Source organism: Niallia sp. Marseille-Q9988, from assembly GCF_976954375.1.
The window spans coordinates 322593-337354 of record NZ_CDRJSZ010000004.1; the positions used below are offsets into that span (position 1 = coordinate 322593).

The window sequence follows — 14762 nt, forward strand, 5'->3', positions numbered from 1 at the left end:
TAGATGGGGAAATATCTAGCTGCACTATTTTTTCCATGCTTATTAGTAATACTTTTTTCAAAAGCTACCTATTATCCAATTATTGGATTAATATTAACTGTCGCCTTAATTGCTGCTTCTGTGTATAAAGGATATACTGATACATTTCTATTAATTGTTGTGGATGCATTTTCTATGACGATTGGATATATGATTAGCAGAAGATGGAAAGAGAAAGTAGCGAATAAATAATGTTTAGGCTACATTTCAAAAAGTATTAAAAAAGAATAGAAAAGAAGAATGACTAAACGATTTTACGTCGATAAAGATGATAGGTATTTTCGTATAGTCATTTTTTTTTTTTGAAATTTAGTATCCATAGAAAAATTGCTGATGAAATAAATAGAATGTTTGTTCTCTTTTTTGTGGTTTGAAATAGGTGGTTTGTGGTAGAATGGTGATATGTTGATTACATAAGTAGGAAATTATAAAAAAAAGACTTTAATACGAACGTCGAATTTTGAAATTTTGTTTATTTTAAAAGCCTCCTGGTACCCGCATAAATCCTATAACGGTGAGACCCCGCATTCCCTTACTTTCCTCTGGGAGAATGTAAGTATATGGAGTGAAATGGAATGAACAAGTTTTTTGTGTTTAACTCTATAAAACAACAAAGGTTATGAAAATAGCTTGTAATAGATATGCCTAAACATAAAGGACCAACGGACGTATGAATAAAAAGAAGTGCATATAGATCGGAGGATGGTTTAGTGAATCATGATTTTGAATTAGTTTCAAAGTATACGCCTCAAGGAGATCAGCCGGGAGCAATAAAAAAACTAGTATCAGGAATTAAAGAAGGCGAAAAAATTCAGACATTGCTAGGGGCGACTGGGACTGGTAAAACCTTTACAATTAGCAATGTTATTAAAGAAGTAAAGAAGCCAACGTTAATCATTGCTCACAATAAAACACTAGCTGGCCAATTATATAGTGAATTTAAAGAGTTTTTCCCAAATAATGCAGTAGAGTATTTTGTCAGCTATTATGATTACTATCAACCAGAAGCATATGTCCCGCAAACGGATACGTTTATCGAAAAGGATGCCAGCATCAATGATGAAATTGATAAGCTTCGCCATTCTGCAACATCTTCCTTGTTTGAAAGAGATGACGTTATTATAATTGCCAGTGTTTCTTGTATTTACGGTTTAGGTTCTCCAGAGGAATATCGAGAAATGGTTGTTTCCTTAAGGACTGGTATGGAATTAGAAAGAAATCAACTGCTTCGTAAACTAGTTGATATCCAATATGATCGAAATGATATCGATTTTAAACGGGGGACTTTCCGTGTTCGTGGAGATGTTGTTGAAATTTTCCCCGCTTCTCGTGATGAACATTGTATTAGAGTAGAATTTTTTGGAGATGAAATTGATCGGATTCGTGAAGTAGATGCATTAACTGGCGAAATATTAGGAGAACGGAATCATATTGCCATCTTTCCTGCTTCTCACTTCGTAACAAGAGAAGAGAAAATGAAAGTGGCGATTGAGAACATTGAAAAGGAATTAGAAGAACAATTAGAAAAACTAAGGGAAAATAATAAATTATTAGAGGCACAACGTTTGGAACAGCGCTCTCGCTATGATCTTGAGATGATGAGAGAGATGGGGTTCTGTTCGGGAATAGAAAACTATTCAAGACATTTAACATTAAGACCTCCTGGCTCAACACCTTACACTTTATTGGATTATTTTCCAAAAGATTTTCTTCTTGTCATTGACGAATCACATGTTACACTTCCGCAAATTAGAGGAATGTATAATGGGGACCAGGCAAGGAAAAGTGTGCTAGTAGAGCATGGCTTTCGCTTGCCATCTGCACTTGATAATCGCCCGTTAACCTTTGGAGAATTTGAACAGCATATAAATCAAATGATCTGTGTTTCTGCAACGCCTGGTCCGTATGAAATGGAGCATACGCCGGTAATGATCGAACAAATCATTCGGCCAACTGGATTACTTGATCCAACTATTGACGTTCGTCCAATTGAAGGACAGATTGATGATCTAATTGCTGAGATTCATGAAAGAATTAAACGGAATGAGCGGGTGCTGGTAACGACGCTTACGAAAAAAATGTCAGAGGATTTAACGGATTATCTGAAAGAAATCGGCATTAAAGTACAATATTTACATTCTGAGGTGAAAACGTTAGAACGGATTGAAATCATTCGAGAATTACGTCTCGGCAAATATGATGTTCTCGTAGGGATTAACTTATTACGGGAAGGATTGGATATTCCAGAAGTATCATTAGTCACTATTTTAGATGCTGATAAGGAAGGGTTCCTTCGTTCGGAACGATCTTTAATTCAAACAATCGGACGTGCAGCAAGAAATTCGAATGGGCATGTTATTATGTATGCAGATAAGATGACGCATTCAATGGAAGTAGCAATAAGTGAAACGAAAAGACGGAGAGAAATCCAAGAGAAATATAATGAAGAACATGGTATTACTCCGCAAACGATTCAAAAAGGTATTCGAGATTCCATTCGTGCTACGCAAGCAGCAGAAGAACCAGAAGAATATGCAACTTCTGTTAAACTTGATAAATTGACGAAAAAGGAAAAAGAGGCAATGATTGCCCAAATGGAGAACGAAATGAAGGAAGCAGCAAAAGCTCTGAATTTCGAAAGAGCTGCAGAGCTTCGCGATTTATTGCTTGAATTAAAGGCGGAGGGGTGAGCAAAAAATGGCAATGGATAAACTTATTGTAAAAGGTGCAAGAGCAAATAATTTAAAAAATATTGATATAACTATTCCAAGAGATCAATTAGTAGTCATAACTGGTTTATCTGGTTCCGGGAAATCTTCTCTCGCTTTTGATACCATTTATGCAGAAGGACAAAGAAGATATGTTGAATCTTTATCCGCATACGCGCGACAGTTTTTAGGGCAAATGGATAAGCCAGATGTAGATTCGATTGAAGGACTGTCCCCTGCTATTTCCATCGACCAGAAAACAACTAGCCGAAATCCACGCTCTACAGTTGGAACAGTAACTGAAATCTATGATTACTTAAGACTATTATTTGCAAGAGTAGGAAGACCAACTTGCCCAGAGCATGGAATTGAAATATCTTCCCAGACAATTGAACAGATGGTTGATCGCATTCTAGAATATACTGAAAGAACTAGACTTCAAGTGCTCGCTCCGGTTGTATCAGGGAGGAAGGGATCCCATGTAAAAGTGCTGGAAGATGTGAAAAAGCAGGGATATGTTCGATTACGAATCGATGGAGAAATGTTTGAAATTGGTGATGATATTTCCTTAGATAAAAATAAGAAACATAATATAGAAGTAGTAATTGATCGCCTTGTAGTGAAAGAAGGGATTGCTGCAAGACTGGCAGATTCCCTTGAATCCGCATTACAATTTGGGAATGGAAAAGTGATTATCGATGTAATTGGGGAGGAAGAATTGCTTTTTAGCGAGCATCATGCTTGTCCGATTTGCGGATTCTCTATTGGGGAATTAGAGCCAAGACTGTTTTCCTTCAATAGTCCATTTGGAGCTTGTCCTGATTGTGATGGTCTCGGAAATAAACTAGTAGTAGATGTTGATTTAGTCATTCCTAATTGGGATTTGACTCTAAAAGATAATGCGATTGCTCCATGGGAATCTATTAGTTCTCAATACTATCCTCAGCTCCTTGAAAGTGTATGCAACCATTATGGCATTGATATGAACATACCCGTAAAGGATATTCCTAAAAATCTAATAGATAAGATTCTTTATGGATCAGGCAAAGAATATATTCACTTTCGATATGAAAATGACTTTGGCCAAGTTAGAGAAAATGATATTCAGTTTGAAGGTGTTATAAGAAATATCGAAAGAAGATTTAAGGAAACAAGCTCTGATTATATTCGAGAGCAAATGCAAAAATACATGGCTGAACAGCCTTGTCGTACATGTAAAGGCTATCGGTTAAAGAAAGAAGCATTAGCAGTATTAATTAATGGCCAGCATATAGGAAAAATCACGGAAAAATCAGTTGTTGAGTGCTATCAATTTATGGAGCAGGTTGATTTAACTGAAAAGGAAAAACAAATTGCGAACTTGATTCTTAGGGAAATAAAAGAGAGAGTCGGATTTTTAATAAATGTTGGTTTAGATTATCTGACTTTAAGTAGAGCAGCGGGAACTCTATCTGGAGGCGAAGCGCAAAGAATTCGTTTGGCAACACAAATTGGATCAAGACTTACAGGCGTACTTTACATCTTAGATGAACCTTCTATCGGTCTTCATCAAAGAGACAATGATAAATTAATTGATACATTAAGACAAATGAGAGACATCGGAAATACATTGATTGTTGTAGAGCATGATGAAGATACAATGATGGCAGCAGATTATTTAATCGATGTTGGTCCTGGTGCGGGCGTACATGGAGGAGAAATTATTTCTGTCGGAACACCAGATGAAGTAATGAAGGATCCTCAATCAATAACAGGTCAATATTTATCTGGAAAAAAATTCATTCCACTTCCATTAGAGAGAAAACAAAGTGATGGTAGATTTATTGAAATAACTGGGGCGAAAGAAAATAATTTAAAAAATGTAAATGTAAAAATCCCCCTTGGAATGTTTATCGCCGTCACTGGTGTTTCAGGGTCTGGAAAAAGTACGTTAATTAACGAGATTCTTCATAAAGGCTTAGCACAAAAGCTGAATCGCGCAAAAGCAAAGCCAGGCCAGCATAAAGAAATTAAAGGAATCGACCAGTTAGAAAAAGTTATTGATATTGATCAGTCTCCAATTGGACGAACTCCAAGATCAAATCCTGCGACTTACACTGGAGTGTTTGATGATATTCGGGATGTTTTTGCGACGACTAATGAAGCTAAAGTACGTGGATATAAAAAAGGACGCTTTAGTTTTAATGTAAAGGGCGGAAGATGTGAGGCTTGTCGTGGAGATGGAATCATAAAAATTGAAATGCATTTCCTTCCAGATGTGTATGTTCCATGTGAAGTATGCCATGGAAAACGATACAATAGAGAAACATTGGAAGTAAAATATAAAGGGAAAAACATTTCAGATGTCTTGGAAATGACAGTAGAAGATGGAGTAGCTTTCTTTGAAAATATCCCTAAGATTCATCGCAAGCTTCAAACAATTGTTGATGTTGGCTTAGGTTATATTAAACTCGGACAGCCAGCAACTACTTTATCAGGTGGGGAAGCGCAAAGGGTCAAATTAGCATCTGAATTACACCGCCGTTCTACTGGCAAGTCCTTTTATATTTTAGATGAGCCGACGACAGGCTTACATGTTGATGATATTTCAAGATTATTGATCGTGCTTCAAAGATTAGTCGAAAATGGCGATACAGTACTCGTTATTGAACATAATCTGGATGTAATAAAGACTGCAGATTATATTATCGACTTAGGTCCAGAAGGCGGAGATAAAGGTGGTACTATTTTAGGAACAGGTACGCCAGAAGACATTGCAGACCTTAAAGGATCCTATACGGGGAAATATTTAAGGCCAATCTTGGAGAGAGATCGACTAAGAATGAAGAATCATATAGAAGAAGCAGAAAAGATTGCTACAACTTAATATAGGATAAAGGGATGGGGACAGTAGAAGAGTCGATTAGTTTATAGCAAAGCAGACTTCCTATAAAATGGCCCTGTCCCTTTTTTATTTCTTCCACAGAATTCTTCTGAAATGAAAAATAATGACATAAAATAAAAAAGATTATTAGCTTTAAGTAAATAGATAAATAAAAGGATTGAAACTTTTCGGAGGGATAATTCGTATTAGAATGAAGAGATGATAATTTTGAATGCTAATGGTTGATATCCAGAATTAATTAGAGTAGACATCAACGGACTCTATTGCAAAAAAATGAAATTATTATGCAAACAGCATTTTTATCACAATTTTAATTGTAATTTCCATCATTAATCTTAAATAATATCTTAAAAATACAGCCAATCATTTCATAATTCACAGAGTATCATTAAAAACCGTTTTGTAGTTTATGGCTAAGCATTAGCAAATTATTTTTAAATGTTGAAAACAGAATAAAACAGTTTAGTTAATTTTGAGGAGGATTTTAAGTGGCTGACGAGAGAAAACGAATTTTAGAGTTAGTTGAAAGTGGAAAATTGACAGTGGATGAAGCATTAAAGCTAATGGAAAAGGTTGATGAAGTAAGTGAGAAGAAATCCTTAAATGAAGAAGAAAAGAAGATATTAGAAGATTTTCATGAAGAAGCAAAGTTCCATGAAAAAAAGAAAGAAACAAATTCAAATTATGGATTTAACTTTCAAGCAGCAAAAGATAAACTTTTTGATTTTGTTGATACAACGATAAAGAAGGTAAAAGAAGTAGACCTTGATTTGAACTTTGGTCATTTTGAAGAAGTTTCTCACATATTTCAGTACAATAATATTTCACCAAAGAAACTGGATATTGATATTCCTAATGGAGAAGTTGAGCTCATTCCATGGGATCAAGAAGAAGTTAGTATTGAGTGTAAAGCAAAGGTATATAGAGTTAATTCTTTGGAAGAAGCAAAAAAGGTGTTTTTAAAGGAAATACAAGTGATTGTAGATGATGAACAATTAGTAGTCAAAACAAATCATAAATGGATGAAGGTAAAAACTCAAGTTTATGTTCCTAAAAAGTCCTATGAATCAACCATCATTCGCTTATTTAATGGACCGATTACAACATTTGATATAAAGGCGGAAAAATTGTATGCTAAAACGGCTAATGGTAAAATAACGCTAAATGCAGGTGAAAATACAAAAGTAGAAGCAGATGCAGCGAATGGCAGTATAAAAGTTGATAAAGGAAACATCCAGAAACTTGATGCAGAAACGATTAATGGTTCGATTGCAGTGGATGGGTACTTTAATAAAGTGGATTTACAATCCTTTAATGGAAGTATTTCATGTACAAATCATGCCGAAAATTGTGAAGTTTTAGAGTTCCAAGGGACTACAGGGAGTATTGAGGTAAGCTTGCCAGAAGCATTAGCCGTTAGTGGTGTATTAAAAACGAATTTTGGCGGCTTTAATGTAGAGTTAGAGGGTATTCAAATAATTGAAGAGAAAAGTGAAGTACTTCAAAAAACGTTACAATTTAAATCAATACAATCAAGTGATCATCATACAAAAATGGAAGCAAACACAAAAACTGGATCGATAAAGGTTAAAAAAATTGAAAAAGCAGGCAATTAATTTTATAGGAAAAACCGATAATTAATTAATCGATAGTTGATATAGAGAATAAAAGAATGTGCGAATGCTAATTATATCACTTATCGTATTTTTACCACTCTTAACGGTCAGTACCATTACCTCCTATCGACTGAGAAGAATTCATGGGAGAAAGGCGGGAAATCAACTGTCCGTAAAGGTCCGATTGGTTCAACTAACCATCAGTGGGGAAGTTTCTTTATCGGTTTTTACTATGCAGAATGAGGAGCAATAAGAATGAGATGGATAATAGGGATATTAATTAATGCTATCTTCTTTGTGGCATTAGCCGGTTTATTTCAGGATTACTTTTATTTATCAGGAATCGGTGCTGCAATTGGTGCTAGTGCCGTTTTATCTCTGCTAAATATTATTGTAAAACCAGTTTTAATATTATTGACATTACCTGTGACAATATTATCGCTAGGACTATTTTTATTTGTCATTAATGCGATCACACTGTCATTAACAGACAGATTGATGGGGAGCAGTTTTGAAATATCAAGTTTTAGTATGTGCTTACTTTTTAGCATTTTCCTATCGATTTGTAATATAATTGTTCAAAATACTGTCCTTCGTGGAGAAAAAAGGTAAACGCTGCTAAGTAAAGGGGGAAAACTATTTTCCTGCTTTATTGGCAGTTTTTTTATGTTCCAAATTAATGAATGGGAAGTAGATTTAATCTGCAGATATTAGCACATTCATTATGAAAACAGCCATAATAATGGACATTATTGGCTTCATAATAGCATAACTGCTACCCATTTCCACTAACAGTATGTAAACGAGGACCTATAAGTAGTCTTGTTTTCCTAATATTTTGATTGAATTCTGGCATATATTTATCTTTTAATGCTAAAATAAAGTGAATATGGAATTCTAAATAATGACTAAAATTAAACAGTTTTGTTCTGTTTATAAAACGAACAGCAAAGACCTTTAAAGGAGGAGCTTCATGGCGGCAAAAGTATTAATAAAAGATGTTATTGAAGAGTTTGATTTAGAAATTGTAAGTGGAGAAGAAGGAATTAATCGACCGATTACGGTTAGTGATATATCAAGACCTGGTTTAGAAATGGCAGGTTACTTTAACTACTATCCAGCTGAGCGTGTTCAGTTGCTAGGAAAGACAGAGCTTACATTTGCTCAACGTTTAAGTGATGAAGATCGAGCAAATCGATTAACAAAATTATGTAGTGATACAACTCCAGGTATTATCATCACTCGTAATATGGAAGTGCCACCACAGTTAATAGAGGCATCTGAAGAGCTGGCTGTACCAGTATTGCGGTCCAAGCATAAAACATCACTTTTTTCTAGTAGACTTACAAATTTCCTGGAAAGAAAACTTGCACCTACTACAGCGGTTCATGGTGTCCTCGTTGACATCTATGGCGTAGGGGTTTTAATTACGGGGAAAAGTGGTGTTGGTAAAAGTGAAACAGCACTTGAGCTTGTTAAGCGTGGTCATCGATTAGTTGCTGATGATTGTGTGGAGATTAGGCAAGAAGATGAGAATTTAATTGTTGGAAGTTCACCAGAGCTAATTGAGCATCTATTGGAAATTCGCGGATTAGGAATTATAAATGTCATGACTTTATTTGGAGCTGGTGCTGTACGCACACATAAGAAAATCTCCTTGGTTATGTCATTGGAATTATGGGAGCAGAACAAGCAATATGACCGTTTAGGGCTAGACGAAGAGAAAATGAAAATAATTGATACGGAAGTAACAAAGCTTACGATTCCAGTCCGTCCAGGTCGAAACTTAGCTGTCATTATTGAAGTAGCAGCAATGAATTTCCGATTAAAACGAATGGGTGTAAATGCAGCAGAACAGTTTACCAATAAATTGAATAATGTTATTTCTGACGAAAAAAATTAAAGAAATGTAACTAAAGGAATGAATGGTAAAGTGAAAATACACTTTTTTCTCAAGCCTTTAAAAGAAACACATGGGAAATAGGAGGAAATCTGATGGAAGATATACAACCAATCGATCCAATTGCTTTTTCATTAGGACCAATTGATGTCAGATGGTATGGACTTATTATCGGTTCTGGATTAATTCTTGCTCTTATTATTGCAATGAGAGAAGGAAATAGAAGAGGACTAGGAAAGGATGACTTTCCAGATTTAATGTTATGGGCTATTCCAATCTCTATTATATGTGCGAGAATTTATTATGTCATCTTTGAATGGAGCTATTATAAAGATCACCTTGGTGATATTCCAAAAATTTGGAATGGAGGTATCGCTATTCATGGTGCCTTAATTGGAGCTGTTGTCACTACCTATATTTTTACAAAGAAAAAGGGAATTCCTTTCTGGAAAATAATTGATATAGCAGCGCCAAGTCTTATCCTTGGACAAGCAATTGGCCGCTGGGGCAACTTTATGAATCAAGAAGCACATGGTGGGGAAGTAACACGTTCCTTCTTAGAAGGACTTCGTTTGCCGACCTTTATTATTGATCAGATGTATATTAACGGAACTTACTACCATCCTACTTTTTTATATGAATCATTATGGAATATAATTGGATTCGTGATTTTACTAGCTTTACGTAAAGTTAATTTACGAAGAGGAGAAATATTCTTATCCTATGTCATTTGGTATTCGATTGGAAGATTCTTTATAGAAGGCATGAGAACAGATAGCCTAATGATTGGCGATTTACGAATGGCTCAATTAATTTCTTTAGCTTTAATTGTATTATCAGTTGTCACCATTATTTATAGAAGAAAAGCTGGATTTGCAAGTGAGCGTTATTTAGATACAAATGGTTAATGATAGAAAGGGATGTTCAGGTTGACTGGAAAAATTAATACTGCATTATTTGATTTAGATGGAACACTTATTAATACAAATGAATTAATAATTTCCTCTTATTTACATACATTAAATCATTATTACCCAGGAAAATATGGCAGAGAAGATGTAATTCCATTTATGGGTCCACCGTTATTAGAAACATTTGAATCCATTGATAAATTACGTGCACAGGAAATGATGACAATGTATCGTGCCTATAATATCGAGAATCATGATAATATTGTTACGATATTTGATGGTGTATATGATGCAATCAAGGAACTGAAGGAAAGAGGCTTTAAACTTGCGATTGTATCAACAAAGCTTTCTGATGTGGTAGAAATGGGCTTGAAATTAACAAAATTAGATGCGTTTTTTGACGTAGTAGTTGCATTGGACCATGTAAAAAAGGCAAAGCCAGATCCGGAGCCAGTTCTTCTTGCTCTCGAGAAATTGAAGGCATCACCAGCTGAAGCAATAATGGTTGGAGATAATAAACATGATATATTGTCAGGAAAAAATGCAGGTACCTTAACTGCTGGGGTTGCTTGGACATTAAAAGGAAAGGCATTCTTGCAGGAATATCATCCTGACTATATTTTTGATAATATGAAGGATATCCTTTCTATTCCAGAAGTTCAAACATCATGAGAAAGACAACAAGATATCCAGTTAGCGGACCGAATTCTTTATGGCATGTATATAAGACTGTGCCTTTTTTAAAGGTAATTAAGAATTTTATGGTTATCCAAACAGCAAGATATATGCCTTTTTTGAAAGTAAAGAACTGGATGTACCGCAAGCTTTTAAAAATGAAGGTAGGAGAACATACTTCCTTTGCTTTAATGGTAATGCTTGATATTATGTTTCCTGAAAAAATCAAAGTCGGAAAGAATAGTGTGATAGGGTACAATACAACGATTCTCGCCCATGAATATTTAATTGACGAATACAGACTGGGGGAGATTGAAATAGGCGATGAAGTAATGATTGGTGCCAATTCAACGATTCTTCCTGGCGTGAAAATTGGAGATCATGCAATTGTTTCAGCAGGTACACTTGTCCATAAGGATGTTCCTGCAGGAAGCTTTGTTGGTGGAAATCCAATGCAAGTTATTTATACAGCAGAACAAATGGAAGAGCGCAGAAAAAACGAACCTTCTTATGTATTAGATGAATAAATAGAAGATAGCCTATCTGTCCGTTATTCCAAGATTGATAATCTTTGGAGTAACGAATAGATAGGTTTTTTTAAAAATGTCAGAATTAATAAAAAATAGAAAGATTAAGCGAATTTTCTTTTAAATGCAACTTTTCCCTTGACCTAAGATACGACGAAGAGTACACTAAAAACAACTCTTTAATTTGGTAGTATATTAGCGAACTAAAGCATTTGGAATTTTAAAACATGAGGTGTAGTGATGAGTAGCTTATTTATGTTTGAAAAGCCATTAGGCATGAGAGATACATTACCAGCCATATATGAAAGAAAATATAAAGTAAAACAATCGATGGACACAGAGATTAAGAAATGGGGATACCAATTTATTGAAACCCCAACATTGGAATATTATGAAACAGTCGGAACGGCGTCTGCTATTTTAGATCAGCAACTTTTTAAATTATTAGATCAGCAAGGACATACACTAGTCCTTCGTCCAGATATGACAGCCCCAATAGCGAGGGTAGCAGCTTCTAAACTTCTAACAGAAGACTTGCCATTGCGACTTGCCTATAATGCCTCTGTTTTTCGAGCACAGCAGCGAGAGGGTGGAAGGCCAGCTGAATTTGAGCAAATCGGGGTTGAATATATCGGTGATAAAACAATTAGTGCCGATGGGGAAGGGATTTCTTTACTCGTTTCTACTCTTCAACAAGCAGGCGTGAAGGAGTATCAAGTTTCAGTAGGACATATTGGCTTTGTGCAGTCCTTCTTTCAACAAATCCTGGGAACGAAAGAAAGAGCAGAGAGTCTAACGAAATATTTGTATGAAAAAAATTATGTGGGGTATCGCCAGCATGTGGAAAAGCTTTCTTTATCGAGCATTGATAAGCAGCGATTAAATGATTTCTTGCAGCTTAGAGGCGGAGAAGAAGTGATTGAACTTGCTTATCAATTGATTGAAGGCGGTCAAGGGGCGAAAGCAATTGACGACTTAAAGCAGCTTTGGGAAATCCTTGTTGATTATGAAGTGGCAGATAGAGTGACATTTGATTTATCCCTTGTTAGTCATATGAGCTACTATACTGGGATTGTGTATGAAGTATATGCTGAGGGTGTAGGTTTTCATATCGGCAGTGGTGGCCGCTATGATTTATTATTAGAGAAATTCGGAAAAAGAACGGGAGCAACTGGTTTTGCTATTCGAGTTGACCGATTATTAGAAGCACTTGGGAAAGTGGAAAAAACAGCAACAATAGAGTGTATTTTATTTAGTAATGAGCGCAGAAAAGAAGCTTTCCAATTGGCTCAGGAGAAGAGGAAAGCAGGAATCCATGTCATTACGCAAGATATTAATGGGGTAAAAGATGTAGATGCTTGTACGAAGCAATACAGTGAAATTACGCTATTAGTTGGGAAAAAAGGAATGGAGGTTGTCAAATGAACGATATGCTAACTATCGCCATGCCAAAGGGAAGGATATTCGAAGAGGCGGCTGACTTATTAAGAGATGCAGGCTTTCGTTTACCTGCTGAATTTGATGACTCCCGGAAATTAATCATTGATGTAGAAGAAGAAAACTTCCGCTTTATCTTGGCAAAACCAATGGATGTACCAACTTATGTGGAGCATGGCGTAGCCGATTTAGGGATTGCTGGGAAAGATGTCATGCTGGAAGAAGAAAGAGATGTATATGAACTGCTAGACCTACATATTAGTGCCTGCTATTTGGCAGTGGCGGGTCTTCCAAATACAGAGCTTAATGAAATCGCGCCAAGGATTGCGACAAAGTATCCGAATGTAGCAGCTGCTTATTTTCGGGAGCAAGGGTCTCAAGTAGAAATCATTAAGCTGAATGGTTCGATTGAGCTTGCGCCTATTATTGGGTTGACGGACCGAATTGTTGATATTGTTTCAACAGGAAAAACATTGGTAGAAAATGGACTAGTAGAATACGAAAGAATAGTAGATATTACTTCAAGATTAATTGTAAATCCTGCAAGCTATCGATTGAAGGATTTACGAATTGGTGAATTAGTTGCAAGGCTTCAACAAGTCGTAAATACGAAGCTATTATCGAAATAAAGGGAAAGGGGATTTCGAGATGAGGATTGTGAAAGATATAGAGAATATTAGCTTAAAACGTTCTGTTGATGCTGGAACAGTAGAGCAGAGAAAAGCCGTTATCGACATAATGGAAAACGTAAAAAGAAATGGTGATCAAGCATTAATCGAATATACAAAAAAATGGGATGGAGCAAATCTATCAAGTCTTCTTGTAAGGGAAGAAGAGATTGCGGTTGCCTACGATAATGTTGAAAAGGATATGATTTCTATTATCAAGGAGGCAGCTGCAAACATTAAAGATTACCATCAAAAGCAGCTAAAAACTTCATGGAGTTTCACACAAGAAAATGGATCAATCCTTGGTCAAAGAATTCTGCCTTTAGATTCAGTTGGTGTATATGTGCCAGGCGGAACGGCAGCCTATCCTTCATCTGTATTAATGAATGTAATTCCAGCAATTGTTGCAGGAGTGAATCGGATTGTAATGGTATCTCCACCAAGTGAAAACGGAACACTTCCTCCTGCAGTACTAGTAGCAGCAGATATTGCAGGAGTTAAGGAAATTTATAAAGTGGGAGGAGCACAGGGGATTGCTGCTTTAGCCTATGGAACAGAATCGATTGAAAAGGTCGATAAAATTGTTGGTCCTGGGAATATCTTTGTAGCCCTTGCAAAACGAGAAGTTTTTGGAGATGTTGCCATTGATATGATTGCTGGTCCAAGTGAAATTGCGATAATAGCAGATGAAACGGCCAGAGCAAAAGAAATAGCAGCAGATTTATTATCACAGGCAGAGCATGATGAAAGAGCTTCATCTGTTCTTGTGACTACTTCTCCAAAATTAGCAGAAGAGGTTTCGAAAGAAGTAGAAATACAGTTAAGTGATTTGCCGCGAAAAGAAATAGCGAAAAAATCAATAGATCAATATGGATTTATTGTCGTTGTAAACACACTGGAAGAAGCTGTGACAATCATTAATACAATTGCCCCAGAACATTTAGAAATAATCACAGAAAATCCGTCTGATATTCTGGAAAAGATTCGCCATGCAGGTTCCATCTTTCTTGGAAGATATAGTTCAGAACCAGTCGGCGATTACTTTGCAGGAACGAACCATGTATTGCCGACAAATGGTACAGCAAGATTCTCTAATCCATTAAATGTAGATGATTTTCAAAAAAAATCTAGTGTTATCCAATACAGTGAAGCAGCATTTCGCGAAAATGCCCCAAAAATAGCTAAATTTGCACGATTAGAAGGGTTAGAAGCCCATGCAAGAGCAATAGAAGCCCGCGATAAGTAAATAATTAGTATCGATAGTTTTGACAAAGAATGACGATAGTGACCTTAGCAGCAAAGATAAAGTGGAGGTACGGTCATTCGGCTATGGGATTAGCGATAATGGGAAGACTCTAAGGGGCAAGCGAACTGCCGCCAAATAGAAAGATATCTTT

13 protein-coding genes are annotated in these 14762 nt (G+C 35.9%); all 13 read left to right on the forward strand.

Annotated features, from left to right (window positions below; all coding sequences use genetic code 11):
• Positions 1 to 3 precede the first annotated feature (3 nt).
• The 13 genes from ACWNMZ_RS08495 (at position 4) to hisD (ending at position 14611) form a co-directional block, all read left to right on the forward strand.
• Positions 4 to 231: a CsbA family protein gene (locus ACWNMZ_RS08495; protein ID WP_031540650.1), complete on the forward strand. Its 228-nt coding sequence runs from the start codon at positions 4 to 6 to the stop codon at positions 229 to 231.
• A 518-nt stretch (positions 232 to 749) separates the two neighbouring features.
• A complete protein-coding gene (gene uvrB / locus ACWNMZ_RS08500) occupies positions 750 to 2729 on the forward strand; it encodes an excinuclease ABC subunit UvrB (RefSeq protein ID WP_031540651.1) in 1980 nt (659 codons plus the stop codon).
• Positions 2730 to 2736: 7 nt separating this feature from the next.
• Positions 2737 to 5613 carry an excinuclease ABC subunit UvrA gene (gene uvrA, locus ACWNMZ_RS08505; protein WP_251629501.1) on the forward strand — a complete coding sequence of 959 codons (2877 nt, stop codon included), beginning with the start codon at positions 2737 to 2739 and terminating at the stop codon, positions 5611 to 5613.
• Between the two features lie 506 nt (positions 5614 to 6119).
• Positions 6120 to 7247 (forward strand): DUF4097 family beta strand repeat-containing protein, encoded by a 1128-nt coding sequence (locus ACWNMZ_RS08510; RefSeq protein ID WP_251629503.1) that lies wholly within the window; start codon positions 6120 to 6122, stop codon positions 7245 to 7247.
• A gap of 64 nt (positions 7248 to 7311) precedes the next feature.
• Positions 7312 to 7500 carry a hypothetical protein gene (locus ACWNMZ_RS08515; RefSeq protein ID WP_251629505.1) on the forward strand — a complete coding sequence of 63 codons (189 nt, stop codon included), beginning with the start codon at positions 7312 to 7314 and terminating at the stop codon, positions 7498 to 7500.
• A gap of 2 nt (positions 7501 to 7502) precedes the next feature.
• On the forward strand, positions 7503 to 7859 hold the full coding sequence (locus ACWNMZ_RS08520; protein ID WP_251629507.1) for a phage holin family protein: 357 nt from the start codon (positions 7503 to 7505) through the stop codon (positions 7857 to 7859).
• A gap of 361 nt (positions 7860 to 8220) precedes the next feature.
• On the forward strand, positions 8221 to 9150 hold the full coding sequence (gene hprK, locus ACWNMZ_RS08525) for an HPr(Ser) kinase/phosphatase (RefSeq protein ID WP_031540655.1): 930 nt from the start codon (positions 8221 to 8223) through the stop codon (positions 9148 to 9150).
• A gap of 92 nt (positions 9151 to 9242) precedes the next feature.
• The gene (lgt, locus tag ACWNMZ_RS08530; RefSeq protein ID WP_251629509.1) at positions 9243 to 10055 is read left to right on the forward strand and encodes a prolipoprotein diacylglyceryl transferase; all 813 of its coding nucleotides are present in this window, start codon (positions 9243 to 9245) and stop codon (positions 10053 to 10055) included.
• 12 nt (positions 10056 to 10067) lie between these two features.
• On the forward strand, positions 10068 to 10730 hold the full coding sequence (ppaX, locus tag ACWNMZ_RS08535) for a pyrophosphatase PpaX (protein ID WP_396953894.1): 663 nt from the start codon (positions 10068 to 10070) through the stop codon (positions 10728 to 10730).
• The gene (locus ACWNMZ_RS08540) at positions 10727 to 11260 is read left to right on the forward strand and encodes an acyltransferase (RefSeq protein WP_235252205.1); all 534 of its coding nucleotides are present in this window, start codon (positions 10727 to 10729) and stop codon (positions 11258 to 11260) included. Before ppaX ends, ACWNMZ_RS08540 begins: the two co-directional genes overlap by 4 nt.
• A 240-nt stretch (positions 11261 to 11500) precedes the next feature.
• Positions 11501 to 12685: an ATP phosphoribosyltransferase regulatory subunit gene (locus ACWNMZ_RS08545; protein WP_235252204.1), complete on the forward strand. Its 1185-nt coding sequence runs from the start codon at positions 11501 to 11503 to the stop codon at positions 12683 to 12685.
• Positions 12682 to 13326 (forward strand): ATP phosphoribosyltransferase, encoded by a 645-nt coding sequence (gene hisG / locus ACWNMZ_RS08550; RefSeq protein WP_031540660.1) that lies wholly within the window; start codon positions 12682 to 12684, stop codon positions 13324 to 13326. Before ACWNMZ_RS08545 ends, hisG begins: the two co-directional genes overlap by 4 nt.
• 19 nt (positions 13327 to 13345) lie before the next feature.
• A complete protein-coding gene (gene hisD, locus ACWNMZ_RS08555; RefSeq protein WP_031540661.1) occupies positions 13346 to 14611 on the forward strand; it encodes a histidinol dehydrogenase in 1266 nt (421 codons plus the stop codon).
• Positions 14612 to 14762: the final 151 nt, after the last annotated feature.

What these genes read in the sequence shown, in the direction of transcription:
- uvrA (WP_251629501.1), top strand. Translation starts at nt 2,737, where the DNA reads ATGGCAATGGATAAACTTATTGTAAAAGGTGCAAGAGCAAATAATTTA.
- hisG (WP_031540660.1), top strand. Translation starts at nt 12,682, where the DNA reads ATGAACGATATGCTAACTATCGCCATGCCAAAGGGAAGGATATTCGAA.
- ppaX (WP_396953894.1), top strand. Translation starts at nt 10,068, where the DNA reads ATGTTCAGGTTGACTGGAAAAATTAATACTGCATTATTTGATTTAGAT.
- ACWNMZ_RS08495 (WP_031540650.1), top strand. Translation starts at nt 4, where the DNA reads ATGGGGAAATATCTAGCTGCACTATTTTTTCCATGCTTATTAGTAATA.
- hprK (WP_031540655.1), top strand. Translation starts at nt 8,221, where the DNA reads ATGGCGGCAAAAGTATTAATAAAAGATGTTATTGAAGAGTTTGATTTA.
- hisD (WP_031540661.1), top strand. Translation starts at nt 13,346, where the DNA reads ATGAGGATTGTGAAAGATATAGAGAATATTAGCTTAAAACGTTCTGTT.
- ACWNMZ_RS08515 (WP_251629505.1), top strand. Translation starts at nt 7,312, where the DNA reads ATGCTAATTATATCACTTATCGTATTTTTACCACTCTTAACGGTCAGT.
- ACWNMZ_RS08520 (WP_251629507.1), top strand. Translation starts at nt 7,503, where the DNA reads ATGAGATGGATAATAGGGATATTAATTAATGCTATCTTCTTTGTGGCA.
- ACWNMZ_RS08545 (WP_235252204.1), top strand. Translation starts at nt 11,501, where the DNA reads ATGAGTAGCTTATTTATGTTTGAAAAGCCATTAGGCATGAGAGATACA.
- lgt (WP_251629509.1), top strand. Translation starts at nt 9,243, where the DNA reads ATGGAAGATATACAACCAATCGATCCAATTGCTTTTTCATTAGGACCA.
- ACWNMZ_RS08540 (WP_235252205.1), top strand. Translation starts at nt 10,727, where the DNA reads ATGAGAAAGACAACAAGATATCCAGTTAGCGGACCGAATTCTTTATGG.